This window comes from Micromonospora sp. NPDC047187 (genome assembly GCF_040643355.1).
Taxonomy (GTDB): domain Bacteria; phylum Actinomycetota; class Actinomycetes; order Mycobacteriales; family Micromonosporaceae; genus Micromonospora; species Micromonospora salmantinae.
In genome coordinates this window covers 184,725-208,896 of sequence record NZ_JBEYUF010000001.1, presented here as the reverse complement: position 1 = coordinate 208,896, position 24,172 = coordinate 184,725, and the positions used below count along the sequence as shown (strand labels likewise).

Below are 24,172 nucleotides of genomic sequence, written 5' to 3'. Positions count from 1 at the left end.
CGTCGTGGGATGGGTCCTCGACCAGGTTCTTGATTGGCTCACCACGGCGATCCTGGCCTGCCTCAACGCGATCTTCGACCTCATCACCAGCATTCTGCTCACCACACCGAAGGTCACCGTGCTGCCGCAGGTGCAGGCGCTCACCGGCCGGTCGGTCTGGATCGTGGACACCGTCTTCGTGTTGGCGTTCGTCGCCGCCGGCGTGCTCGTCATGGTCGCCGGCGGCGACGAACAATCCCGCTACACGGTCAAGGACCTCCTCCCGAGACTGGTCGTCGGGTCCACCGCCGCGCACTTCTCCCAGTTGGCCTGCGACCAGCTCATCGATGTGGCCAACGCCCTGACCGCGGCGATCAGCGAGGGCGGCTACGACGGCGACGGCGCGTTCACCGCGATCCGCACCCACCTCGCGGCGGCACAGGACCGCACCGTCCCGCTGTTGTTCCTGATCCTGATCCTGCTCATCACCGTCCTGGTCGTGACGGCGGCGTTTCAGCTGATCGGCCGGTTCGTGGCGCTGCTGGTGATGACGAGCATCGCGCCGCTGGCGCTGGCCTGCCACGCGCTGCCGCAGACCGACGGTCTCGCGCGGCTGTGGTGGCGCGCCTACGCCGGATGCCTGGCGATCCCCGTGGCGCAGGCGTTCTTCCTCACCGCGGGGCAGCAGACACTGCTCGACCCGGTGACCATGCTGCCCGTGTTCGGCCTGCCCGTCGACCCGGGCGGCACGCTGAACCTCCTGGTCGTGGTGGTGCTGCTCTGGACCACCGTCAAGATCCCCACACTGTTGGCCCGCTGGGCGGGCCAGACCGGACGTGGCACGAGCACGATGCTCGGCGCGGTGGTCCGCGTCGTCGTGGTGCAGCAGCTCGCCCGCACCGTCCCCGGCCTGAACACCCTTCGGAGGACCATCAAATGACCCGGCCTGATCCCGAAGCGCCGTTGAGGGCGCGGATGCCCGCCGACGTGGACGCCCCCGACAAGGTCGCCTACGGGCTGACGTTCCACCAGCTGGCGATCGTCGCCGTCGGCGCGCTCTGCTTCTACGCCGCGTGGCGCACGCTGCGCGATGTCGTGCCGGCGCCGGTGTTCATCGGTGCTGGTGTGGTGCTCGGCGGGCTGGTTTTCGGCCTGGCGCTGGGCCGCCGCGACGGCCTGTCCATGGATGTGTGGCTGCTGCACGCGATCCGCCACACCCGCATCCCCCGGTCGCTGTCCACCGCCACCGTCGCGGCGGATACCGGGTCTCCGGATTGGGTCGACACGCCCCAGAGCGGCCGGGTGCCGCTGCCGGCGCCGCTGCGGCTGCCCGCCGACGCCATCGACGACGACGGGGAGATTAGCCTCGGTGGCGCGCGGGCGGCGATCGTCGGCACCACCACGGTGAACCTCGCGCTGCGCACACCGGGCGAGCAGGCGGCCCTGATCGAGGGGTGGGGTCGGTGGCTCAACAGCCTGTCGACGCCGACGCAGATCGTCGTGTCCGCGCAACCGGTTGACCTGGCCTCCCACAGCCGGGCTCTCGCCGCGGCCGTGGACGCCCAGCCGCATCCGCGGCTGCGTGCGGCGTGCGCTGATCACGCGGAGTTCCTCGGCGACCTGGCCGCCCGCCGGGACCCGCTGCGTCGGCAGGTCCTGGTCGTGACCCGCGCGGCGGCCGGCGAGCGCCCGCATGCCGCGCGGCGGCGAGCCGATGACACGGTGCGGGCGTTGGCCGGCCTCGGCGTCAGCCCGCGGGTGCTGGACGGCTCGGCGGTCACTGCCGCTCTGGCCGGCGCCGCCGACCCGTACCGGCCGCCGCGGCCGGGCGGCCTGGCCGCGCCGGACACCGTCATCACCGCGGCCGCCCCCACCCGCAGGACAAGGAGCCAACGATGATCAGGAAGAGACTATTCGGCGACGACAAGGCGCAGTCGCAGCCGGACTCGCTGGCGTCGGCGGTCGCGCCAGCCACGGTCGAGGTCACACCCCGGTGGCTGCGCGTGGGCGACGGCTTCGCCGCCACCCTCGTCGTGACCGGATACCCGGCCGAGGTCGGCCCAGCGTGGCTGGAGCCGCTGCTGTCCTGGCCGGGCCGGCTCGACCTCGCATTGCACATCGAGCCGCTGCCGGCCCCGATCGCCGCCGACCGGCTCCGAAGACAACGAGCACGGCTGGAGTCCTCCCGGCGGGCCGACTCCGAACGCGGCAAGCTCGCCGACCCCTACGTCGACGCCGCCGCCCACGACGCCGGTGACCTGGCCGAGCGGCTGGCCCGAGGGGCGGCGAAGCTGTTCCGCGTCGGCCTGTACCTGACCGTGCACGCCCGCACCGAAGACGAACTCCTGCAGGCGTGCGCGCAGGTCCGGGCCGCCGCCGCGTCCACCCTGCTGGAGGTGCAGCCCGCGACGTGGCGGCAGCTTGCCGGCTGGACCAGCACCCTGCCCCTCGCCTGCGATGGGCTGCGGATGCTGCGCACCATGGACACCCAGGCGCTCGCGGCCGCGTTTCCGCTGTCGAGCCCGGACCTGCCCGCTCCGCTGCCCGGTGACCCGCCGGCCACCGGCGGTGTGCTCTACGGGATCAACCCCGCCAGTTCGGGGATTGTCTGGTGGGACCGCTGGACGCAGGAGAACCACAACTCGATCGTCCTGGCCCGCTCCGGGGCTGGGAAGTCGTACTTCGTGAAGCTGGAGATCCTGCGCAACCTCTACCAGGGTGTGCAGGTCGCGGTGGTGGACCCCGAGGACGAGTACCTGCGACTGGCCGACGCGGTCGGCGGCAGCATCGTCCGGTTGGGCCTGCCCGGCGTGAAGATCAACCCCCTGGACCTGCCGGTCGATGACCGGCGTCCGGACACGTTGACCCGCCGCGCTCTGTTCCTGCACACGCTCATCAGCGTGCTGCTCGGCCACCAGCCGCCACCGGCGGAGCGAGCCGCACTGGACCGGGCCATTCTCGCCGTCTACCGGGCCGCCGGGATCACCGCCGACCCGGCCACGCACCACCGGCCCGCGCCGCTGCTGCGCGACCTGGCCGCCACGCTACGCGCCGACGACGACCCGGCCGCCGCGACGCTGGCCGCCCGGCTCGCACCGTGGGTGCAGGGCAGCTTCGCCGACCTGTTCGACGCACCCACCACCCAGGCACCGGTCGGACACCTGGTCGTGTGGTCGCTGCGGCATTTGCCCGATGAACTGCGCACCGTCGGCACCCTGCTCGCGCTGGACTCGATCTGGCGCACCGTCGACGCCCCACAACGCCCGTCGCGGCGGCGGCTTGTGGTGGTCGACGAGGCGTGGCTGCTGATGCGAGACGGCGAAGGCGCCCGCTTCCTGTTCCGCATGTCGAAGGCGGCACGTAAGCGCAACGCCGGGCTGACCGTCATCACCCAGGACGCCGCCGACGTGCTGGGCACCGATCTCGGCCAGGCAGTGGTGTCCAACGCCTCCACCCAGGTGCTGCTGCGGCAGGCGCCGCAGGCCATCGACGCCGTCGGCGAGGCGTTCGGGCTCACCGACGGTGAGCGGCGGCTGCTGCTCTCGACTCGCCGCGGCCAAGGGCTGCTGATCTCCGGGGCGAGCAGGACCAGCTTCGAGTCGATCGCCTCCGATGCGGAGCACGCCCTGTGCACCACTGACTCGGTCGAACTGGCCGACCTCGACGAGGAGGGCGATCTGTGACACTGCCGACCGAAGCCCTCGGCTCAGCGCTCGTGTCACCGGCACCGAGCCCCACCAGCGGGCCGGGCGCCGGCCCCATCCCGCCCCCTACCGGAGCAGCGGACGCGCTGCTTGACGCGGCCGTGTGGGCCACACAGCGGCCGTGGCTGGCGGCGGTCGCCGCCGGCGGGCTGATCGTGTGGATCGCGGCCCGCAACCTGGTCGAGATCGGGCGGCACCGCCACCACGCCCGCGGCGCGCGCCTCGTGACGATCGCGCCGCCGCCGGAGGTCGACCCGCACAGCGCGCCAGCGTTGTGGGCGAACCTGGCAGGCGTGCTGACCCCGTCACGGCGGCGGCACCTGCTCCACGGCGCCCCGCACGTGGTGTGGCAGTACACGTGGTCCGGACGGCAACTACTGATCTCGATCTGGGTTCCCGGCACCGTCCCTCCGGGGGCGGTCGAGGCTGCGGTGCGGGCGGCGTGGCCCAGCTCGGCCACCACCACCGACGACAACCCGCCGCCGCCGATCCCCCTGGACGCCCATCCCGCAGCCGGTGGGCACCTGCTGCCCGTGTACGCGGAGTGGCTGCCGCTGGCCACCGACCATGACACCGACCCGCTGCGCCCGCTGATGGCCGCCGGCGCGCAGCTCAAACCCAGCGAGTACGCCTGCGTGCAGATCCTCGCCCGCCCGGCCACACCCCGGCGGGTAACGCGGGTCCGCCGCGCGGCCGGGCGGCTCCGGGCCGGCACCACCGCCGTACCGACGATCAACCCGGCCGCGCCGGTGCTGTGGCTGCTGGACGCGTTCCTGCCCGGCAGCGGCAACACCGGCCGCGCTACGGTGCCCGCGTCCCGTCGGGATCCCACCGTGGAGCGCGACGTCCGGGCGATCCTGGACAAGACGGCGCACCCGCTGTGGCAGACCGGCATCCGGTACGCCGTCGCCACCACCAACCGGCGCGGCGGCGCTGACCCGAACGGCCGGTTGCAGGGCATCGCCGACACTCTCGCCTCGGCGTTCGCCATCCACACCGGCCGTAACCGGCTCACCCACCGCACCCGGATGCCCGCACCGGTGGCCGTCCTCGCCGCCCGGCGGCTCGGCCCCGGATTCCTCACCTCCGCCCCGGAACTCGCCGCCCTCGCCGCGTTGCCGCAGGACCTTGCCGTGCCCGGTCTCGACCGGGCGCGGGCCGCGTCCATGCCGGCGCCGGTCGCCGTCCCCGGCGGCGGACGTGGGGTGAAGATGCTCGGCGACGCCGAAATCGGTGGCCACAGTGCCGGCCTGTCGGTGGCGGACGCGAGGTATCACATGCATGTGATCGGTTCCACGGGCTCCGGCAAGACCACCCTGCTGGTCAACATGGCCCTCGACGACATCAAGGCCGGCCGCGGCACCGTCGTCATCGACCCGCACGGCGACCTCGTCCTGGACATCCTCGACCGGCTCCCCGCAGGCGTCGCCGACCGCGTCGTGCTCTTCGACCCCGACCAGGACAACCCGCCGACGCTGAATCCCCTCGAAGGCGACGACCCCGACCTGGTCGTCGACAACCTCGTGTCGATCTTCGGGAATATCTTCGCCAAGGCGTGGGGACCTCGGATGGATGACGTCATGCGGGTGGCCTGCCTGACCCTGCTGCGCCACAACAACGTCACCCTGCAACACATCCCACCGCTGCTCAACAGCCCCCAGTTCCGCTCGGCGATGACGGTGGACCTGGACGACCCGGCCGGGCTCAGCGGCTTCTGGCAGTGGTACGACAGCCTCAACGACAGCCTCCGCTCGCAGGTCATCGGACCGGTCCTCGCCCGGCTGCGCGCGTTCCTGCTGCGCGACTTCGTCAAACGCACCATGCGCTACCCCCGCTCGAGCTTCGACATGGGCCGCGTCCTCGACGGCGGCGTGCTACTCGTCCGCATCCCCAAGGGAGTGCTCGGCGAGGACACCAGCCGGCTACTCGGCTCCCTGCTCCTCGCCCAGGTATGGCAAGCCACCACCGCCCGCGCCGGCGTCGAACCCGACCGGCGCCGCGACGCGACCCTGATCATCGACGAGGCCCAGAACTTCCTGACCCTGGCCAACTCCCTGGACACGATGCTCGCCGAAGCCCGCAAGTACCGGCTGTCACTCGTACTCGCCCACCAGGACCTGGCCCAGTTCCCCCGCGACCTGCTCGCCGCAGCGTCGGCCAACGCCCGCAACAAGATCTACTTCACCGTCGCGCCGGAAGACGCGAAAGTCCTGTCCCGGCACACCCTGCCGGAACTGGGCGAGCACGACCTCGCCCACCTCGACGCATACACCGCCGCCGCGCGGCTGGTCGTCAACGGCCGCCAAACCCCGGCGTTCACGATGAAGACCCGGCCGCCGAAGCCGATCGTCGGAGAGGCGACCGCCATCCGCCAGGCCGCCGCCGCAGCGGTACCGAGCCAGGACACCAGCGCCGTCGACGACCTCGTCGAACGGCTCAGCCGCAGACCCGACGACCGTCGACCCCGTCCGAAGAGCGACCGGGCCTGAGGAGTCTCTGTCAGACGGTGGCGTTGCCCGGGTCGCGCACCGGCTCGCCACCGGGATCGTCACCGGTGACCGCCGAGCATCCGCAGCACAGTGCTGACCTGGGCTGTCAGTGCCGCACACACCCCGTGACAGGCCCTCCGCACCGACCTCCCTCGTCCCAGACACCCCTCCCGATCGGGAGGGGAACCCCATCCTGCCCAGGAGCAACCGTCGTGTACTCCCGTGTACCCCCCGCCTCCCGCAACCCCGATCCCCTAGCCGTCTTCGGTCGCATCGTCCCCCGCGACCACGCCCTCCTGACCCTGCTCGCCGAGCACTACCTGCTGTCCACCGACCAAATCACCAGCGCCCTATTCGACACCCGGCGCACCGCCCAACGACGGCTGACGATCCTGCACCGCCTCGACGTGCTGCACCGATTCGGCCGCAGCGGCGCCCACGGCCGCTATGGATCACTGCTCTACACCCTCGGCCCCGTCGGACTGCAGCTACACCCAACCGTCTACCACGACCCCACCGGCACCAGCGGCAAAACGCCGCGCAGCTCCCTGGAACGCGCCAAGCGGATCGCCGCCAGCGGCCAGGTCAACCACCTGCTCGGCGTCAACCAGTTCTTCACCGACCTCATCGCCACCGCCCGCCACACACCCGACGCCCAATTGTCGCGCTGGTGGTCTGAACAGCACGCCACCACCGTCTACGCCCAAGCGGGCATCCGCCCCGACGGGCACGGCGTCTGGACCGTCGGCGACACCTCGACCGGCTTCTTCCTCGAACACGATAACGACACCGAAAACCTCGCCCGGGTCGTGGCCAAACTGCGCGGCTACGAACGCCTCACCACCTTCGGACCCCGCTACCCCGTGCTGTTCTGGGTCCCCAGCCGGCGCCGCCAGGCCAGCCTCCTCGCAGTGCTCGCCGGACTGCGCACCGCCAGCCCGATCGCCACCGCCATCCACGGCCCCGACCCGGCCGGTCGGGTGTGGACCCTCGTCTCGGACCCCGCCCACCGGCGATACCTGCACGAGCTGCCCTGCGACCACGGCCCCGACACGGTCACCAACCCGCAGCGCTTCGATGACCTGTAGAGACTCACACCGCAGGCCAGTTGTGGGCTACCACCGATAGGTGGCACCTCCCATCCGGCGTTCGCACCTCATCACACCGGCGAACCCGTCACGCCCGCTCAGCAATAGGCAAAAGGTGCCGTAACCGGACCTCACTCGAACCGGACTGCACAGGGGGCGAGACATACCGGGACAGCAAGACCACCAGTGCGTCATGAAGTTCGACAACGGCCTTTAGCACCAGGCGTGCGTCCCGAAACGCGCCCTTCCCGCGGTGAGACACGTTCGAACGAACTTGGTAGTAGTACCGAGCGGCACCGGTGAAGTCCTGCTTGAACGTGACCTTGTCAGAGGGGTCTCGGCTGTCCACAACACTGCCGGGCTCCGCGTTCACGGTCCGGAGCGCGTCTTGAAACGCGAGGTCGCTGTCCAACCGACAAACGCGAGGCCAGGGATCTAGCGCTGGCCCGTAGCGGAGCGCCGTGTACCGTTCGACGGCGCTCCACAGCAAGAGGTAGGACGCTTGGAGGCGGAAGTGCTGGCGCCAGAGATCGGGGGCATCCGATTGCGCCGGCACGCCATTCGGCGCCGCCTCCAACACAAGCCTTCGAACCTCGGCCAGTCCCTCACTAAGCACTGGATCGTGACTGACCGACCATTCGTGTACTGGATCTCCAGAAACTCCGCTCTGCAGCTTGGCACCAGCGGAAACGTTGGCATCGGTGCTCCGGCCATCTTCAGTCATGGCTTTGGTGGTCCTCCACCTGTACTGGGTACCTGGCTCAAAGCTGGCCACGATCTGCCAGGCCTCATCGACCTTGCCCGTAGGAAAGTAGAGAAGAGAGCCGTGGACATGCCCGGTAGCCGAGGGATCCAACAACGGCAGGCCGTCACGCATTCTGATCACACCGGCTGCGGTGGCCTCAACGTGCCAGCTGACGAGTGGCTCGATCAGACTGAACGCTAGCTCGCCCGGCCTCAGCAAACCATAGGTAAACAGCGGCAGATCTCGATCCTGCGGCGACCCGAGCGATGGCATTCAGCGATTATCTCTCGTGGTACCAAGCGTCTGGGGCCCAGGAATGTCCGTGGAACGATCGGCGCGTCAACGGGCAACCGACAAGCCCGGTCGACACACGGCCGCCTTCAGTCAGCACCTCCGGCAGGCCACCTGTCGTCGACGTCTGTCAGCAAACAGGATCATCTGTGAGCGCCGTGAAGGCTCACAGCGTCCGCGCCGAGGACGGCTGCCGTGAGCCGGAGTGTCTCACAGCGCAGGTCAATCCCACTTTCCGGCGATCAACTCGTCGGATCGGCCTGACAGAACGGGCCGCTACCGTTCACGGCACAACACCCCCTCATAATCTCCACCCCGGTCCGGTCCCACCTCGGTACCACCGCCGCACCTACCGGTGCGCCTCGCCCACCCGCCCCTTCCGGGGCCGGTCGGCGCCGCGCCGCGCGGCGACCCCAGGTCGCACCGCACCAACCCGCACCCGCACCTCTTCCGCAACCGATTCACCCACCCAGTGGGCCGGTCATCTCCGCGCGCCCTAACGCGCCCACCCCCAAGGAGGACCACTCATGCCTAAGAACCCGACCCGGAAAGCAACCTCGCCTGCTGTCACATTGACGGCGACGATCCGCACCATGATCGTCTGTGTGCCGGGCGACCTGCCCCGCGAGTCGCTGACCGCACACCAGCTCGACCGCAACTTCGGTGTGCAGGGCACGTTGTCGCCCCGTTTCTGGGCCAGCCCCGCCCTGCGCCTGTGGCAGCGCGGCCAGATGTTCGGACTGCGCAAGGGCCGCCCGGCCTACTGCGCCGGCGGACCAGCGCGACTGCTCGACCTGACCGGTATGCGCCAAGCCGCCGGTGTCGGGGCGGGCATCCGCCACCAACTGTTCAGCCGCGCGGTGCACGGCACCCGCAACGCCACTGCGTGGCACGTCTACGAGGCCCGCCACCTGGCGGACCCGCAGCAGTACCCGTGGGACACGGCCGTCGCGGACTTCACCCATCAGCCCCGGGTCAACGCCATCCGGATGCACAACGCCGCCACCTACGGCGCCGGGCAGATCCGCCTCAGCGAACTGGAGATGTACCAGGCCGGCTGCATGGCCTACCAGCACCACAGCGCCCTGACCGCCCTGGCGGGCGACGCGCTGATCACCGCCGAAGGGGCGAAGCTGGCCCCGGCCAGCGACGCCATGGCCGACCGGGTGACCTACCTCGAACAGGCCAACCGGCTGCTCGACGCCATCGACCCCGACCAGCGACTGCTCGCGGTCGCGCTCTGACGGAGCCCGCCAAGAAGGAGAACACGCCCGACGGGCCCGCCATGTTCCCGCCCGACGAGGTCGAGCGCCTCGCCGCCACCTGCGTCCGCGCCCCGCGACGCAGCGCCGCGAACCCCTAACCATCCACGCGCACCTCACCGCGCAGCTTCGGGTCGCCGAGCACTGGCGCACCACCCTGCTCACCATCCTGGCGACCGGCTCACGGTGTCGGCAGATACCCGCGAGCCGCCGCATCTCGCCCCGGCGTGCCAGCCGCCCCTGGCAGGGGCGCTGACTGCGCTGCCGGCCAGCGAGAGGGCCGCCCTTTCCCTCTTGCGCGCCGGCGAGCGCCGGCACCAACCCCTACGCACCGCCCCGAGCCGTCGGCGACCAGGCCCGGGTCGCCGTCATCACCCTGTCTGAAGGGACACCGCTACATGATTCACCTTCCGATCTGCCCCGTCTGCGATGAGCCGGTGGCAGACCAACCCGCCACGCACTGGACCAACGCCTACCGCGGGGGCATCCCGTGGTGGCATCTGGCGGACAACAGCCCCATCTGCGCGGCTGCCGACGGCCAACACTCCCAGCCGGCGCTCGTCGCCGACCCGCTTCCGGTCGACAGTCAGACCAACACCTGGCTCGACGAGATGAGCCGCCTGTTCGCCGTCGACGGTCCCTACGAACCCGCCCGACTGGGTAGCGCCATCACCGCCGCCGAGCACCTCAGCCGCTGGCTGCACACGGCCACCGGCCCGTTCAGCGCGCTGCTCACCCTGCCGGCACCCTCCGACGTCGCATCCCTGATCGGGCACCTACACCGCAGCACCCGGCTGCTCGCCCGGGTGCACGCACAGACCGGCTCCTATCTCCTCGACCAGGCCCGCCAGGCACACCTCACCAGCCTCGGTGACAGCGAAGGGCGCAGCGAGGTCATCGACGCCGTCGAAGACATCCGCGCATGGTTGCAGGACGCGGCCGACTGGCTCGCCCAGTCGGCGCAGGCATCAGGGGTCGCTTGGTCCAGCGCCCGCACGGTCACGGCCACGAGCCACCCCGGCGCCTCCCCCACCGCTTGCGGTACCGACCGGCAGGAGGGCCAGCGGTGACGACGCCTGACTACACGCCGCGTCAGGGCAGCACAGCCGTCTTCTCCGGTCGGTGGCTGCGCTACGAACCGGTGCCTGGCTTCCACCGCTATCACGAGGGCTACCTCGCGACGGTGACCGGTTGGTGGAACGGCAGCTTCGAGCTCACCCTCGACCACGAGGCCGTGACCGCCCTTACCCAGACGTTCAGCGCGATGGCCACCTACGTCGGCGGTGACTGGCGCACCGTCGGCTTCGACGGACACACCCTCACCATCGCCCGTCCGGTGTCCCTCGGCGGCGGCGTCCACCTCGTCGAGCCCACCGGCGGGCGGTACCGGATCGGCTGGGGCCTGCCGTGGTTACCGGTCGAGCCGAGTCGCTGCGACCACGTCTTCGGCCAGCCATAGCCCCACCGCCCACAGCACGGGGCCTGGCAGGTTCCGCCCGAGCGTCGACGGCATCCCGAGATCCGGTCAGCGCACTTGATTACGAGGCGCTGTCGAAGCGTGGATCAGTGCACGCCCCCATCCCGGCAGACGCAACAGCAGGCACAGGGAGGACTCATGGACAAGACGACCGACCAGACCGGAGTGCCAAGCGCCCTCGACAAGGTCGCCGCCGCTCTGGCAGCACTTGGCCAGGACACGGCCGCCGCGATTGCGCAGCGCGCCGGCGTCGGCTACTCGACGGCCACCAAACGACTTCGCACCCTGGCAGAAGCAGGCCAGGCCGAACCGTTGCGCGCCGACGACGGCCGCACGCTCTGGCGGCACCTGCCGAACCCGGCGACCAACACCGACAGCGGCGACCCGCCGGCGACCACGACCGACGCCAGGCGCGACCCGCCCCCCGCACTGACGAACGACAACGGCGACGAGGCTCACGCACCGGACGAGGCCCCCGGACCGGCAGAGGCGGCGAACACCGCCATGGCGGCGAGCCCGGACGACGAGTCGACCAGTCTCCAGCCGGACGGCGGACGCCCACCAGCGCCGGACAGCGACGTGAGCCGGCCAGCCCTACAGGACCCACCCGCCAAGCCGGACCACGTCCCCGACGCACCGACCACAACGGAGGCGAGCGAGGCTTCCCCGGCCGACGCCGAGAATCCGCCCGCGGCCGACGCGTCTGGTCAGACAGAACCCGGGCCCAGTCTGGACCCGACAGACAGCGACGAACCCATTGCGCCCAGCAGGCCGTCCGAGGCACCGAGCGCGTCAGGTGGCGGGAAGCCGCGCCGGTCCAAGGGCAGCCTGCGCGGGGCCATCCTCGACGTCCTCGAAGCCCATCCCGGGCAGCCGTTCAAGACCAGCGAACTGTGCAAGGCCATCGACCAGGCGAACGAGGGCACCGACTCGGCCAAGGCCAGCGCGGGCGCGGTCGTCAACGCCGTGCACAAGCTCGTCGCCGACGGTGTCGCCGTTCAGGTCGCCGAGAGGCCAGCGACGTTCCAACTCGCCCCGGCAACCACCTAGCAGACCCCTTACCGCTGGTAGCCCGGGGCGGGCGTCGAACTTGGCGGAACCACGCCCGCCCCGGTGCTCCTTAACAGACAAGGAGCGACGTCAAGTGTGTCACCTGAGCTCGTACCTCACGGCGGCCGGCGGAGTCCTCGCCGGTCTCGCCGTCGCCGCGGCACTGTTCTCCCGGCAGCGGCACATCATTCACCATCAGCGGCAGGCGTTGGCTGCCCGCGACCGTGACCGGTCCTACTGGCACCGGCTGGCCACGCACAACGACACGAGCGACCTGCCGAACCGGCGGGCCCTGTGGAACAACCTTGAGGCCACGTTCTCGCTCGGGGAACCGCTCGGGCTCGTCCTCATCGACCTGGATCGGTTCAAGCAGGTCAACGACACCTACGGCCATGAGCACGGCAATGACCTGCTGCGCGAGGTCGGGCGCCGCCTGAGGGCCCTCGGGCCGTCGGTAGCCCTGGCCGCGCATCTCGCCGGTGACGAGTTCGCCCTCGTCGTGCACGGCGACGACGGCGAGGTCGAGATTGCCGCCGAGGCCGCCCACCGGCGCATCTCGGAGCTCCCGTACGAGATCGCCGGGCAGCAGGTGATCGTCACCGCCAGCGTCGGCTACGCGCTCGCCGAGCCGGACATGCTGCCCCGCGACCTCCTGCACGCGGCCGACCAGGCCATGTACCTGGCCAAACGCATACGTTGCGGCGTCCGCGCCCACGACCCGGACCACGCCACGCCGCCGGGAGCCGTCATCCGCTACCGCGACCTGCGCTAACACGCCCCCGGCGCCAACCGCACCACGTCCCCGCACGCACCAGAAGCCCCGCAGGCCGATCCGGCCTGCGGGGCTTCGCGTATGTCAAGGAGCCCGATCCCCGTGATGTCCTTTCACACCGTCCACACCCTGACCGGCTGCCTGCTGCACCTTGAGGCCAGCGCCGACCTGCTCGGCTGGGGCCGCCCGCCGCTCCTGCTGCTTGTCCAGGACCGGCCGGCCCCAACCGCACTGCACGGCACGAGACGCCAGATCCGCGCCGTGCACCTACCGCTCAACGACACCCGGATGGGCCGCTACCGCGCCGGACTCGCCGACCTCCTGCCGGACCTCGCCACCGCGCTCGACAGCAACCAGCCGGTCGCCCGGCCCACCCTCGCGGCCTGCGTCGACATCGGCCTGATCACGAACCTCCTCGCCGAGCCCACCCCCGGACTGCGCCTGCTGGCCTGGGCCGTCTGCTACGAGGACGTCCTCGTCGAGTCCGACGACCTGCACGAGATCCGCCGCGTTGACGCGGTCGACGTCGACGGCCGCGGCTACCGGATCACGAGGCTGCGGGGCGAACCGCACCCCGTGGTCCGCGTTGACGACCACGTCGACCACGACGCAGCGGCCACTCGCTCCGCACTGGCGCGTCTCGTCCAGACCACCAGCAGTCCCGGCCGAATCACGCCGGCGGCCTCCTGACGGCCGCCGTTGCCCCGCCGGAGTGCGGGGTTCCGACCTCACCCGCGCCCCGCACACCGTGCCCTACGGCACCACCCCAGGCAGACGACTTGACCTTCATCGAGAGAGAAGCGTCGATCAATCAGGTCATTGTCCGGGGCGGCCATCAGGCATAACACGACCGGCCCCGACCGGACGGTGACCCCTGCCCACAACAGCGACGGAAGGTCACCCGCCATGTCTGACCGCAGCCGAACCCGACCGTCCCACCGCGCTCTCCTCCCCCGTGACGTCACCGACCCCCTGCTGTGGCGGCTGGCCGTGGACGTCCTCACCGCCCACCAACCCGGACCCGGCAACCGGTGCGCCAACCTGCAGTGCGCCGACCAGAGCGGGCCGTGTTCGGCCGCAAGGCAGGCACAACGGGCGATGCGCGCCGCGCGAGCCACACAACCGCCACAGCCGGCACCCACTCGTGAACCCACACCACAACGGCCGGCCCGCGACTCCCTCGGATTCGTCGGCTGGTTCGCCAACGGTCTCGCCGCCGCTGCCACGCATTTACTGCCGCGGGTCCCGCAGCGGCTTCCCCGCCGCGTCCCCGGCGCGACCCTGACCGCCGCCTACGCCGCGTAGCCGCGCCCACACGCAACGACCAAACGCCGCCCGGCCCGAACCAAGGAACCTCACGACCTTCGACCGCGTGGCCCACCACGGCCGCGCGGTCATCGCCGTACCCGAACAAGCCGCACGACGAGGAGACACGACCCGTGGGAACCATTTGCTACGTCAGCGCCATCGATCCCGCCCAGCCGAACACCGTCCACGCCCGCTACGTCCACTTCGACGGCTACCCCCTGGCGCTCATCGCGCAACTACGCAGCATCTGGGCCACCACCGCCCGCCGCGAGACCCAAGCCCTCATCGACGCGGTCCTCGCCCACGACTGGTACTACCTCGGATCCGACGTCACCCCCGACACCCGGTCGTTGCCCCACCAGCACCCCGTCGGCGGTGTCGGCGTGACGTTCGACGACACCGAGCCGGAGCCCGCCACCGTCTTCCCGCTCAGCCGCGCCGGTGACCTCGACGCCTCGTGGATCTACGTGATCAGCCCGGCCGACGACACCGTCACCGTGCACACCGGCGACGGCGATCCGGTCGGTGTCCACAGCCTCGGCTAGCCGGCAACCAGGAGGACCAGTCATGCCCGGCCACGCCTCTCCCCTCGTCCAGCGCCACTTGACGCCTTGCCGCGCTCCCTACCTCACCTATCCCCTCGGCCGCTGGGGGCCGACGTGAAGCTCCGATCTCTGGTGTCAGTCGCGGTGGCGCTCGTCGCCGTGTTCATCCTCTGCGCCGGTGGGCTCGGCGGATTCCTCGCCGGCGGCTCGGCCACCGCCGGATGCGTCCCTATGGTCACCTCTCTCGGGTCCACGTCAGACAGCACGGCGTCGCCAACCGGGCCGCCGATCCTGTGGCCGGCGATCGGTGACTGGGACAGCGACCAGGTCGGCAACGCCGCTGCGACCGTCACCACCGGCGCTCGCCTCGGGCTACCAGCGCGCGGCTGGGTGATCGCGGTCGCCACCGCCATGCAGGAGAGCAGCCTGCGGAACCTGGCCGGCGGCGACCGGGATTCGGTCGGGTTGTTCCAGCAGCGCCCCAGCCAAGGGTGGGGCACTCCCGCTCAGCTTCAGGACCCCGTCTACGCGTCGGAGAAGTTCTTCGACGAGCTGGCCACGATCCGCGGCTGGCAGGCGATGCCGCTCACCGAGGCCGCCCAGGCCGTGCAGGTCAGTGCCTTCCCCGACGCCTACGCGATATGGGAGGGACCGGCCACCCAGCTGGTCGCCGCGATCGCCGACACCGCCGGCCTACCCACCGACGGCCTGGCCGGGTGCGGGGCCACCGGTCCGTGGACGCAGCCGGTCCTCGCCCCTGTCGGGTCGGGCTTTCGTAGCTTGGAGCGGCCCGGTCACGACGGCGTCGACCTCGGCGCTTCGCGCGGCACCATCATCCGCGCCGCGTCCGCCGGGACCGTCCGCACCGTGCGCTGCAACGCCGTCTACGCCGACACCGGCGCCGATTGGGGCTGTGACCGCGACGGCGACCCCGCTCGCACGCGCGGGTGCGGCTGGTACGTCGACATCGACCACGCTGGCGGCCTGCTCAGCCGCTACTGCCACATGGACCAACTCCCGATGGTGACGGTCGGGCAGCCGGTCGCCGTCGGGCAGCCCGTCGGCGTCGTCGGCTCCACCGGCCACAGCTCCGGCCCGCACCTGCATTACGAGGTGCACCACAACGGCGATGCCAGTCCGAACGGCGCGATCGACCCGGTGCCCTTCATGGCCGCTCAGAACGTCCCGCTTGGGCGGGCAGACGGTGATGGGGCGCCGATCAGGGGCGGTCGTGCAGGAACCATGCGTCGCCTCGGGTAAGGGCGATCGCGAGTTGCCACTGTTCGCATTGCAAGCTGCCACCGACGGCCATCAGTTGCCCGGCGAGCTCCCACGCCTGCGGGCCGGGCTGCGGGCGGCGTTGCGCGGTGAGCTGCAGCATGGTTCCCCAGGCGGCGATGAGGGCGGCGCCCCATCGCTGATCCCACTGCCACATGGCCGCTGCCAACGCTGGAATGCCGTTGTCGCGGGCGGCTCCGAAGTAGGGCACCCAGGCGGGGGCCAGCCACTGCGACGTCGTGGGCAGCAGCACCAGCTGCTCCTCGGGCCAGGTGTGCCATCGGGCGGTGCCGACGAGGTATTCGCACCCGCTGAAGGCTCGGGAGGCGAGCTCCGGCTCGGCGAGGAGGGTGTCATAGGTCCACCGCTGTAGAGCTGTCGCGGTGGTGGGCAGGGCCAGCTGCTCGAGAGCCGAGGCCGCCATGTCGTCACCCAGAAACGCCCGAACATAGCGTTCCACGTCTCCGTGGTCCTGGGCGTCCTCGCGGCCGTATCGCTGATACACCGACCACGGATCCAGTGTCCGAGCCACCCGGTCCAGTTCGGCGAGCTCATCAGCATCCGGTTCGTGGTCGAGGTCGCCCGGCAACGTGAAGACGGGCCAGCGACCGGTAGCCGGCGTGGCCGCATGAGCAGCCTGCCACGCATCGAGTAGCCGAGCAGGATCGACCTGCTCCACCAGGAAGGTGCCGCCGAGCCGTTCGCCCACGGGGTGGCCCTGAAGAGCAGTCCCCCGCAGGGCAGCCGCGATGTCGCTGGCGTCGTCCATCCGTGCAGCCATACGAGCACGGTAATTCCCTGCACCGACATGCCCGCCTCAGCCGCAGCCTTCTGTCACCGGAGGTGGCCGCTGGGAGGAACACCGCGCGGTTCGAGTACTGCGGTCATCCGCGACGGCCGCGAGCAGTACCGGCGGGTCCATGCCATCCAAGTCCGGCGGTCGTCCCACCCGGGACGACCGCGTAACCCCACGTCCTTTGAGGAGGAGATGCACGTGAGCACACCCGCGCTGATCGGTGTGGCCGCGTTTCGCGGCAGGTACACCGCCCGGTCCATCCAGCTCGGCGAGGACCCGGAGGTCCTGATGCCGCTGCTGCGCCGGATCTGGACCGACACGTTCGGCCGCGACACCGTGGCCATGGCCGCCGCGCTGCTGGCCCGCAACTGGTGGAGCCTCGCCGTCAACCCCAAGCCCCGGCGATGGCACCGACAGCCGCCCGTAGCGGGGCTGGGCTACCCGGCCGTCACCGGAAACGGCACCATCCGGCAGGGCTCGCTGCGGGAGGACCTCGACGGGTTCGACGAGTGGATGTACCTGCTGCGCCCCGACCAGCGGCTGCTGGTGGTGTACGAGGCGACGGTCCACGGCCGCTGGCTGCGGCACAGCGTCCACCACCTCGACCCGATCGAGGACCTGTTCGTCACCGCACCCGCCCTCGACGAGGGCGGCCCGGAGATGACCGTGTGCACCGTCTGCGGTGCCGTCGACGAGATCGACCACGTCGAGGTGCCGTCCATGGCCGGCTACGGCCACGACACCGCCACCAGCTGCACCCGCTGCGGCTCCTCGGTCGCCACCGACCCGATGTTCGGTGCCCACCTCACCCGCAAGCCCTGGCCACCGCACGCCCCCACGACGGGTGACACGAAAGGCGGCACCCGATGAGGACTCCCGCCCCAATGCCACCGCCGCCCACCGGCGGCGACGGCCTGTCCACTCACCGATCGGAGAGCACCATGACCTACCAGCCCGGCCAGCGCGTCGCCCTGGTCCACACCAGCGACCCGCACACCCGGCTGCGGCCCGGCGACACCGGCACCGTCCGCCGCCACGACCAGCAACAGAACATCGTCGAGGTCACCTGGGACAGCGGCTCGGCCCTGTCGATGTGCCTCGACGCCGGCGACCGCATCCAACCGGTCACCACCACACCGCCGCCCACCGGTGGGCCCGTCGACGAGGCCGCCGGATGGGCCGCCGCACTGCAGCGGATGCGCGCCGGCGGCACCGAGGCCGGCCGAACCGCCGCCGAATGGTGGGCTCAAGACACCATTGGCGCCCGAGTCACCGGCGACACCCGCCTGGCCGCCCGCCGGGTCCGCGCCGGCATTGACGATGGGGATCCCGCCGTCCTCGACGCCCTGCCCCGCTTCGCCTTCGCCGCAGAGGCGGTCGACACCGCCGGATGGGAGCTGTTCGCCGACGCTACCGGCGACGTCTGCGGCTGGTTCGGGCTGCGCATCCAGCAGCGCGACGAGGCGATGACCGTCTACCGCGACGCCTTCGACACCGCCGCCACCGACCGGATCGCCGACCTGTGTCGCCTCGCGGCCAGCCCCACCGGCTCCGATGTATCCCACCTGCGCCCCGACCGGGTCCGTATCGGCGACGTCGGCGTGTTCGCAGGCGACTGGGCGCGCACCGCCGACCCCGACGGCAGGGACCGCATTGAGGTGGGGTTCGTTGGCACCCTGATCGAGCACTGGAACGGGTGGGCGGTGTTCTCCTGCACCCGCTTGGTGGCCGAGGCGATCGTCGCCGACCAGCAGCGGCATCGCGACCAGTACCGCGACAGCCTCCGGGACGAGGGCGTGCCGGCAGACGAACTGGACTGTCGTGTCGACGGCGCGCTGGCCAACCTGTCCTTCGACGGCGACGTGATCATCGCCGACCAACGCGCCATGTTCGACGACCCCGACGCCATCGAACGCATTACCCCGGACGGCGACGGCCGGTACGTGGTGATGGGCCGCAGCTGGTGCTGGGACGCCGTCGACCCGTACGCCTGCGACCGGGTAGTCGGCGACCTGCCCGACCCCGATCAGGCGTAGGCCGGCCCGCAGACCAAGCCCCACCGCGTCACCGGAAGCCGGGCCGGCATCGGCCGCGGCGACCCGGCCACGACAGGTGAGACCTTCAGGAAGGGATGCCAGTGACCATGCGCGCCCAAGATGAAATCGTCACCCGGGTCTGGGCTCTCCGGGCCAACCGCTGGGACATCTTCGGTTTTCGGGAGGAGGTGCTCGTGGAGGCGCTCGATCTCGACCACGCCCGCCAGGTCCTCACCCCCCGCCGCCCGGGTGAGTGGACCCAGCGGGTCGACCACGAGTCCTACGCCCGGGACTACCTGCGATTCGCCATCGGGAAGATCATCGACCACCGGGGCAACTCGGCGAGCCGGTCGGTGGACAAGCTCGGCGAACTCGCCTGGCTTCTCGGCCGCGACGACATCGTGGCGGCGATGGATCGCGCCGGATACCCGATGTACGGGGCGCCCAAGGTCAAGGCGTTCGCCGACGGGTTCGACTGGCCGTTTCTCGACGAACTCGACGGCGACGACAGGCCGGCCCTGGCCCGGATGGCCAAGGGACAGCAGTGCGACCCACAGGGCTGCGAACGGGGCTGCGCCGACTGACCACGACCGCACCGCACGCATCGCTCCCGGCCCTCACGGTGCACACGTAGTTGGCCGGCGCTCCCGGTAATCCCACACCCGCCAACCCATCCAACTTGATCGATTGGGGTGACGGGGGTTCCATCGTCGGCGCCGACACCGCCCGCGCGGCCTCGACACCGACCAGCACGTACCAGCGGCGACCCGACGTGTCGCCGTAACCCTTCAGCACCACCGGGGTGTGGTCGCCCACCTGCACGACCCGACCAGGCCGGCAGGGGTTGGCCCCACCCGTCTCCGCTGTGCGGTACCCGCCGCCCGCGCACCCGGAGACGGGTGCGCGGGCACAACCCTTGGAATCGAGGCAACCCATGACCACACCACATACGCCGGTCCCGCCGGCCGGTCCGCCGCAGAACGGCCCGGCCCCTGCCGGCACCGGCGAGGCGCCCATGACCGATGCCGCCTCCGGCCGGTCCGGCTACCTCTACCGCAAAGTGGCCCTGCACCTGGCCGACCACCACGACACCATCCTCAAGGTCGGGGAGATCACCCGGGCGATCGGCGCACCGTCCTCCGGGGCGGTGTTCGAGGCATTGAAGAAGATGGCGGCCGCCGGGCACGCCACCCACCACCGCGACCCGCACCACCGCTTCCAGATCACCCAGCCCGGCGTCGACGCCGCCGGCACCCTGCCACCCGCCGCACCCCGCACCCGCTCCGGCGGCAGTACTGGTGGTGGGCGGCAGGCGCGGCCCGCGCCGGTACCGCGACCGAACGGGACGCTGTACCACCCGCGGCGGCTCGGCAAGGGCTGGGACGTCGAGGAACTGCGACGACTCCGCACCCAGCAAGTACCGGTGCTGCTATACGGGCCGCCCGGCACCGGCAAGACCGCCATGGTCGAGGCCGCGTTCCCCGACCTGCTCACCGTCGCCGGCACCGGCGACACCGTCGTCGACGACTTCCTCGGCTCCTACAACCCGATCCCCGGCGGCGGCTACGAGTTCGTCCACGGGCCCCTCGTCACCGCCATGCGCGACGGGCGGGTGCTGCTGGTCGACGACGCCACCCTCATCCCGCCCCGCGTCCTGGCCGTGCTGTACCCGGCCATGGACGGCCGCGGGGTCATCACCATCCCCGCCAACGGCAACGAGACCGTGCAGGCCGTCGACGGGTTCTACATCGTCGCCGGCCACAACCCGGGCGTGCACGGCGCGGTGCTCACCGAGGCCCTGGCCTCCCGGTTCACCGTCCACCTGCACGTCACCACCGACTGGGACCTCGCCCGCCAACTCGGCGTCCCCAGGCAGGTCGTGGCCGCGGCGATCGACCTCAACGCCGACCTGACCGCGGGCAAGACCGTGTGGGCGCCCCAGTTACGCGAACTGCTCGGCTTCGTCACAGTCCGCGACCACCTGGGCATGACCGCCGCCCTGGCCAACCTGGCCGGCATCGCCCCCGAGGACGCCCGCGACGACGTCACCGCCGCCCTGTCCCGGCACACCGGCACGCCCATCACCGCGCTCGCCCTCGGCAAGCGCTGACCCCCATCCACCTCAGATTCGTGGAAGGAGCCAACCCCGTGTCACACCCCAGCACCCACCTACAGCAGTGCGCACCGCCGACGCCGGCCGGCGCCAGCGACTGGCATGACTGGTCCGCAGCGTGGACCAAACAGGTCCCGCTGCTGACCGGCCGTACCGACCTCACCGTCCTCGTCGCCCCCGGCGCCGCTGGCGACGCACCCGAATGCTTCTACCCGGACCTCAACCGCATCGAGGTCGACGCCACCTACATCGCCGAGCGCCCTGACATCACCGACCCGACGAAGGCCCGGCACAAGCGCCTCGTGCCCACCGGCTACGGGCTGCTCGTACACGGCGCCGCGCACGCCGCGCACAGCCGCTGGACCACCCCGCTCGGCACCCCGCCGATCCTCGCCGACGTCGCCCACATGCTCGAGGAATCCCGGGCCGAAGGACGCCACCGTGGTCGCCGCCGCAGCGACCGCCGTTGGCTGCGCCACGTCGTGACAACCCTCGTCGCACCTGACGACGCGGCCGTCGACGACCCGTGGCACGCTGGGCAACTCGCCGCCCTGCTGCTGGCCCGCGTCGACGCCCGCATCGTCACCAGCAAAGACGTCCGCCCCGTCCGCGCTGCCGTCACCGGCGTCCTCGGACGCGAACGCCTGCGCCAACTGCGTGACATCTGGCGCGAGGCCCAGATCTGCGACGACACCGACGCCGACACCATGATCTGCCTGGCCCGCCGCTGGTGTCAGGTCCTCGGCATCAAGCCCGAGCAGCAGTACGACACCCCCGTACCGGACGCCGGCCTGTTCCCCGGCCGCCTCGCCGCGGCCCTCGTCGACTACCTCGCCGTCGCCGCCGGCGTCACCCCGGCCGAGTACGCCGCATCGATGCTGGCCCGCCGGCACAGCCCACCCTCAGAGTGGGACCGCCGGGACCCGACCGAGCAGGAACACCGCGCGGCCCGCGACCTCGCCAACCGGCTACGGCAGGCCCGCACCAGCCACCCCGAACCCGGCCGGCGGCCCTCCGCGATCCCACCCGGCCGGCTACGCACCCGCCACGCCATCACCGCCGACGCGCAAACCGCCGCCGGGCAACTGCCAACGGCCGCCCCGTGGCAGCAACGCGCCCACCTACCGCCCGAGAAACCCCGTCTGCACCTGGCGATCCTGGTCGACCTGTCCGGCTCGATGGACCGCTACACCGAGGCGATGTCCTCCGCGGCGTGGATCTTCGCCCACGCCGCCCGCCGCGCCGACGCGACGACCACCACCATCGGCTTCGGCGACCGCACTACCGTCCTGGTACCTCCACGCACCTTCCCGAAGCAGGTGTTGCACATGCGCACCGACTTCGCCACCGCCACCTTCCCCGAAGCGGTCAAGGTCGCCGACCACCTTCTCGACCTGCGCCACGGCCGCACCCTACGGATGCTCGCCGTCGTCTCCGACGGCTACCTCGACGACATCCCCGCCGGCCAACGCCTCGTCACCACCCTGCACCGCGCCGGCTGCGCTGTGCTGTGGCTCCACCCCGCCGAGCCGCCCACCGCGGGCGAGGCAACCGACCCGGACCAGATCTGGGGAAACACCTTCACGCACACCACCACCCTGACCGTCACCGACCCGATCAACGCCATCACCGCGATCGCCGACGCCGCCGTCACCGCGCTCGCCCAGGCCTGAACCCCGGCCAGACCCGACCCGTCCGGGCGGCAAACCAATCCCACCCCGGCGTGCGGCGCTGCACCGAGCTGCGGCCGGGCAGCGCCGCGCGCTGCGTCTCACGACGTACCCCAGCCACGGGATCGGACGGCCCGCCGCCGGCTTCCCGCCGCCGGTCCGCGACTTGACCATCCCGCCTCATCGAAGCGTGGATACGTCGCGTCCCCGACTGGCCCTGACCGACCGGGCTCGGACGCGATACGACGACGCCCATCACAAGGAGTTCCACCCCATGCGCTACGGCACCGACAGCGAATACCCCTTCGACACCGACAATCGCGCCTGGCGACGCCTCGGCGACGTCGCCAGCGAACACTTCGACGTCATCACCTGGAACCGGGACCATGACGGCCGGCCCGTCATGCTCACCTTGGCCGACCTGCACACCGGCGACACGATCACCCTCGCGATCCTCGACTCACTCGAGATCCGCGACCCGTACACGCTGCTCGCCGTCCACACCGGCGGCGACCTCGCCGCGCACGGCCCCACCAACGGCCCCACCGCGGCCGACTCCCACGCGGCGACGCTCGCGCTCGGCAGCACCACCCTCGCCGCGACCAGGCCCACACCGCTGCACGACCCCGCCGCCACGGCCCTGCCCGCCACCTGCTGGGTCGACCTGCCCACCGACCTCGCCGCGGCCCTACGGCCCGCACTCGACGACGCCCGCACCGCCGTCCTCGTGCTGCTCGACCGCACCGGTGGCCGGCTCGCCGCCGTCGGCCCGTTCCCCACCCACGCCGCCGCCGACACCTGGCAACCCGACGACGGACCCGGCCGCACCGCCGACCGGCTCATCGTGCCCCTGCACCCGGTCACCATCCAGGAAGCCCGGCCGTGACCAGCACCCCACCGCTGGCCCGCCCCACCCTCGCACCGATCGTGGCCGTCGACGTCGACGGCGTGCTCAACCCCGGCAACCCCACCCACGCCACGGCGCTCGGCTACCAGCCGCACCGCTACGACGGGCCCGGCCCCGAAGGCCGGCACGTCACCGGCACCGTCTGGCTCCACCCCGACCACGGGCCGTGGCTGCGGGAACTGGCCAACCACGCCCAGCCGGTGTGGTGCACCAGCTGGAACCACCTCGCCGCCGAATGGATCGCGCCACGGCTGGGCCTACCGGCCACCTGGCAGCACGTCCCCGTCCACGCCGGCGGTATCCGCTTCGGCCACCAGAGCAAACTCGGCCCCCTCTACGCCTGGGCCGCGCGGCGGCCACTCGCCGTCCTCGACGACGAGTTCGGCGGCAAGGACCGCTTCGCCGCCGACCTGCGCACCGCCGGCGGCGCGCCCACCCTGCTCCGCCCGGTCAACCCGTACCACGGGCTACGCCGCGCCGACATCGACGCGGTGCTGACCTGGCTGAGGCAGCTCTGACAACCGCACCGGCGCCCACCCGGCGCCGGGCCATCCCGTTCACCCGGACTCGCGGGGGCCCCCTCCCCCGGGGGGGGGCCCCCCCCCGCAAACCCAAAGAGTTTTAGAAGTGAGAGAAGTAGGGACACCCGGGCGAGACCGCCC

The 24,172-nt window shown here is 71.4% G+C and carries 23 protein-coding genes; 21 read left to right on the top strand and 2 right to left on the bottom strand.

The features are described 5' to 3' along the window. Positions 1 to 4: 4 nt before the first annotated feature. The 5 genes from ABZ794_RS00870 (at position 5) to ABZ794_RS00850 (ending at position 7,260) form a co-directional block, all read left to right on the top strand. Entirely contained in the window at positions 5 to 919 is a 915-nt protein-coding gene (locus ABZ794_RS00870) for a conjugal transfer protein TrbL family protein (RefSeq protein WP_357513581.1), read from the top strand. A gap of 35 nt (positions 920 to 954) precedes the next feature. Next, complete coding sequence (locus ABZ794_RS00865) at positions 955 to 1,878, top strand: PrgI family protein (RefSeq protein ID WP_357514191.1); 924 nt, start codon at positions 955 to 957, stop codon at positions 1,876 to 1,878. Next, entirely contained in the window at positions 1,875 to 3,662 is a 1,788-nt protein-coding gene (locus ABZ794_RS00860; protein ID WP_357513579.1) for a DUF87 domain-containing protein, read from the top strand. Before ABZ794_RS00865 ends, ABZ794_RS00860 begins: the two co-directional genes overlap by 4 nt. A gap of 77 nt (positions 3,663 to 3,739) precedes the next feature. Further along, the gene (locus ABZ794_RS00855; RefSeq protein WP_357514190.1) at positions 3,740 to 6,172 is read left to right on the top strand and encodes an ATP-binding protein; all 2,433 of its coding nucleotides are present in this window, start codon (positions 3,740 to 3,742) and stop codon (positions 6,170 to 6,172) included. Positions 6,173 to 6,384: 212 nt separating this feature from the next. Then, on the top strand, positions 6,385 to 7,260 hold the full coding sequence (locus ABZ794_RS00850; protein ID WP_357513577.1) for a replication-relaxation family protein: 876 nt from the start codon (positions 6,385 to 6,387) through the stop codon (positions 7,258 to 7,260). 88 nt (positions 7,261 to 7,348) lie between these two features. Here ABZ794_RS00850 and ABZ794_RS00845 read toward each other — a convergent pair whose 3' ends face one another. Continuing rightward, on the bottom strand, positions 7,349 to 8,278 hold the full coding sequence (locus ABZ794_RS00845; protein ID WP_357513575.1) for a hypothetical protein: 930 nt from the start codon (positions 8,276 to 8,278) through the stop codon (positions 7,349 to 7,351). Positions 8,279 to 8,823: 545 nt separating this feature from the next. On the opposite strand from ABZ794_RS00845, the gene ABZ794_RS00840 reads away from it, so the two are divergent. The 9 genes from ABZ794_RS00840 to ABZ794_RS00800 all read left to right on the top strand — a co-directional run bounded on the left by ABZ794_RS00840 (position 8,824) and on the right by ABZ794_RS00800 (position 15,970). Further along, complete coding sequence (locus ABZ794_RS00840; protein WP_357513573.1) at positions 8,824 to 9,540, top strand: hypothetical protein; 717 nt, start codon at positions 8,824 to 8,826, stop codon at positions 9,538 to 9,540. 455 nt (positions 9,541 to 9,995) lie between these two features. Further along, positions 9,996 to 10,628: a hypothetical protein gene (locus ABZ794_RS00835; RefSeq protein ID WP_357513571.1), complete on the top strand. Its 633-nt coding sequence runs from the start codon at positions 9,996 to 9,998 to the stop codon at positions 10,626 to 10,628. Beyond that, entirely contained in the window at positions 10,625 to 11,017 is a 393-nt protein-coding gene (locus ABZ794_RS00830; RefSeq protein WP_357513568.1) for a hypothetical protein, read from the top strand. Before ABZ794_RS00835 ends, ABZ794_RS00830 begins: the two co-directional genes overlap by 4 nt. Positions 11,018 to 11,173: 156 nt before the next feature. Beyond that, positions 11,174 to 12,085, top strand: coding sequence for a MarR family transcriptional regulator (locus ABZ794_RS00825; RefSeq protein ID WP_357513566.1), 912 nt, complete (start codon positions 11,174 to 11,176; stop codon positions 12,083 to 12,085). A 94-nt stretch (positions 12,086 to 12,179) separates the two neighbouring features. Beyond that, on the top strand, positions 12,180 to 12,857 hold the full coding sequence (locus ABZ794_RS00820) for a GGDEF domain-containing protein (protein ID WP_357513564.1): 678 nt from the start codon (positions 12,180 to 12,182) through the stop codon (positions 12,855 to 12,857). Between the two features lie 105 nt (positions 12,858 to 12,962). After that, positions 12,963 to 13,547 (top strand): hypothetical protein, encoded by a 585-nt coding sequence (locus ABZ794_RS00815; RefSeq protein ID WP_357513562.1) that lies wholly within the window; start codon positions 12,963 to 12,965, stop codon positions 13,545 to 13,547. A 216-nt stretch (positions 13,548 to 13,763) separates the two neighbouring features. After that, positions 13,764 to 14,162, top strand: coding sequence for a hypothetical protein (locus ABZ794_RS00810; protein WP_357513561.1), 399 nt, complete (start codon positions 13,764 to 13,766; stop codon positions 14,160 to 14,162). Positions 14,163 to 14,296: 134 nt separating this feature from the next. Then, the gene (locus ABZ794_RS00805) at positions 14,297 to 14,710 is read left to right on the top strand and encodes a hypothetical protein (protein ID WP_357513559.1); all 414 of its coding nucleotides are present in this window, start codon (positions 14,297 to 14,299) and stop codon (positions 14,708 to 14,710) included. A 114-nt stretch (positions 14,711 to 14,824) separates the two neighbouring features. Continuing rightward, on the top strand, positions 14,825 to 15,970 hold the full coding sequence (locus ABZ794_RS00800) for a M23 family metallopeptidase (protein ID WP_357513557.1): 1,146 nt from the start codon (positions 14,825 to 14,827) through the stop codon (positions 15,968 to 15,970). Here the strand turns inward: ABZ794_RS00800 and ABZ794_RS00795 are convergent. Further along, complete coding sequence (locus tag ABZ794_RS00795; protein ID WP_357513555.1) at positions 15,930 to 16,769, bottom strand: DUF4253 domain-containing protein; 840 nt, start codon at positions 16,767 to 16,769, stop codon at positions 15,930 to 15,932. The genes ABZ794_RS00800 and ABZ794_RS00795 overlap by 41 nt on opposite strands. Before the next feature lie 213 nt (positions 16,770 to 16,982). Between ABZ794_RS00795 and ABZ794_RS00790 the strand changes: the two genes are divergently transcribed. The 7 genes from ABZ794_RS00790 (at position 16,983) to ABZ794_RS00760 (ending at position 24,028) form a co-directional block, all read left to right on the top strand. Next, entirely contained in the window at positions 16,983 to 17,654 is a 672-nt protein-coding gene (locus ABZ794_RS00790; RefSeq protein ID WP_357513553.1) for a hypothetical protein, read from the top strand. A 71-nt stretch (positions 17,655 to 17,725) separates the two neighbouring features. Then, positions 17,726 to 18,820, top strand: a complete 1,095-nt coding sequence (locus ABZ794_RS00785; RefSeq protein WP_357513552.1) for a DUF4314 domain-containing protein — start codon at positions 17,726 to 17,728, stop codon at positions 18,818 to 18,820. Positions 18,821 to 18,927: 107 nt separating this feature from the next. Then, a complete protein-coding gene (locus tag ABZ794_RS00780) occupies positions 18,928 to 19,404 on the top strand; it encodes a hypothetical protein (RefSeq protein ID WP_357513550.1) in 477 nt (158 codons plus the stop codon). Positions 19,405 to 19,754: 350 nt separating this feature from the next. Further along, on the top strand, positions 19,755 to 20,930 hold the full coding sequence (locus tag ABZ794_RS00775; protein ID WP_357513548.1) for an AAA family ATPase: 1,176 nt from the start codon (positions 19,755 to 19,757) through the stop codon (positions 20,928 to 20,930). Between the two features lie 38 nt (positions 20,931 to 20,968). Continuing rightward, the gene (locus ABZ794_RS00770) at positions 20,969 to 22,606 is read left to right on the top strand and encodes a VWA domain-containing protein (protein WP_357513546.1); all 1,638 of its coding nucleotides are present in this window, start codon (positions 20,969 to 20,971) and stop codon (positions 22,604 to 22,606) included. Positions 22,607 to 22,793: 187 nt separating this feature from the next. Next, positions 22,794 to 23,489 (top strand): hypothetical protein, encoded by a 696-nt coding sequence (locus ABZ794_RS00765; RefSeq protein WP_357513544.1) that lies wholly within the window; start codon positions 22,794 to 22,796, stop codon positions 23,487 to 23,489. After that, positions 23,486 to 24,028, top strand: a complete 543-nt coding sequence (locus ABZ794_RS00760; RefSeq protein WP_357513542.1) for a hypothetical protein — start codon at positions 23,486 to 23,488, stop codon at positions 24,026 to 24,028. Before ABZ794_RS00765 ends, ABZ794_RS00760 begins: the two co-directional genes overlap by 4 nt. Positions 24,029 to 24,172: the final 144 nt, after the last annotated feature.

Bases quoted from the DNA above. Each gene is read 5' to 3' on its own strand.
- ABZ794_RS00865 (WP_357514191.1), top strand. From the start codon at position 955: ATGCCCGCCGACGTGGACGCCCCCGACAAGGTCGCCTACGGGCTGACG.
- ABZ794_RS00860 (WP_357513579.1), top strand. From the start codon at position 1,875: ATGATCAGGAAGAGACTATTCGGCGACGACAAGGCGCAGTCGCAGCCG.
- ABZ794_RS00845 (WP_357513575.1), bottom strand. From the start codon at position 8,278: ATGCCATCGCTCGGGTCGCCGCAGGATCGAGATCTGCCGCTGTTTACC.
- ABZ794_RS00840 (WP_357513573.1), top strand. From the start codon at position 8,824: ATGCCTAAGAACCCGACCCGGAAAGCAACCTCGCCTGCTGTCACATTG.
- ABZ794_RS00825 (WP_357513566.1), top strand. From the start codon at position 11,174: ATGGACAAGACGACCGACCAGACCGGAGTGCCAAGCGCCCTCGACAAG.
- ABZ794_RS00815 (WP_357513562.1), top strand. From the start codon at position 12,963: ATGTCCTTTCACACCGTCCACACCCTGACCGGCTGCCTGCTGCACCTT.
- ABZ794_RS00810 (WP_357513561.1), top strand. From the start codon at position 13,764: ATGTCTGACCGCAGCCGAACCCGACCGTCCCACCGCGCTCTCCTCCCC.
- ABZ794_RS00795 (WP_357513555.1), bottom strand. From the start codon at position 16,769: ATGGCTGCACGGATGGACGACGCCAGCGACATCGCGGCTGCCCTGCGG.
- ABZ794_RS00785 (WP_357513552.1), top strand. From the start codon at position 17,726: ATGACCTACCAGCCCGGCCAGCGCGTCGCCCTGGTCCACACCAGCGAC.
- ABZ794_RS00780 (WP_357513550.1), top strand. From the start codon at position 18,928: ATGCGCGCCCAAGATGAAATCGTCACCCGGGTCTGGGCTCTCCGGGCC.
- ABZ794_RS00775 (WP_357513548.1), top strand. From the start codon at position 19,755: ATGACCACACCACATACGCCGGTCCCGCCGGCCGGTCCGCCGCAGAAC.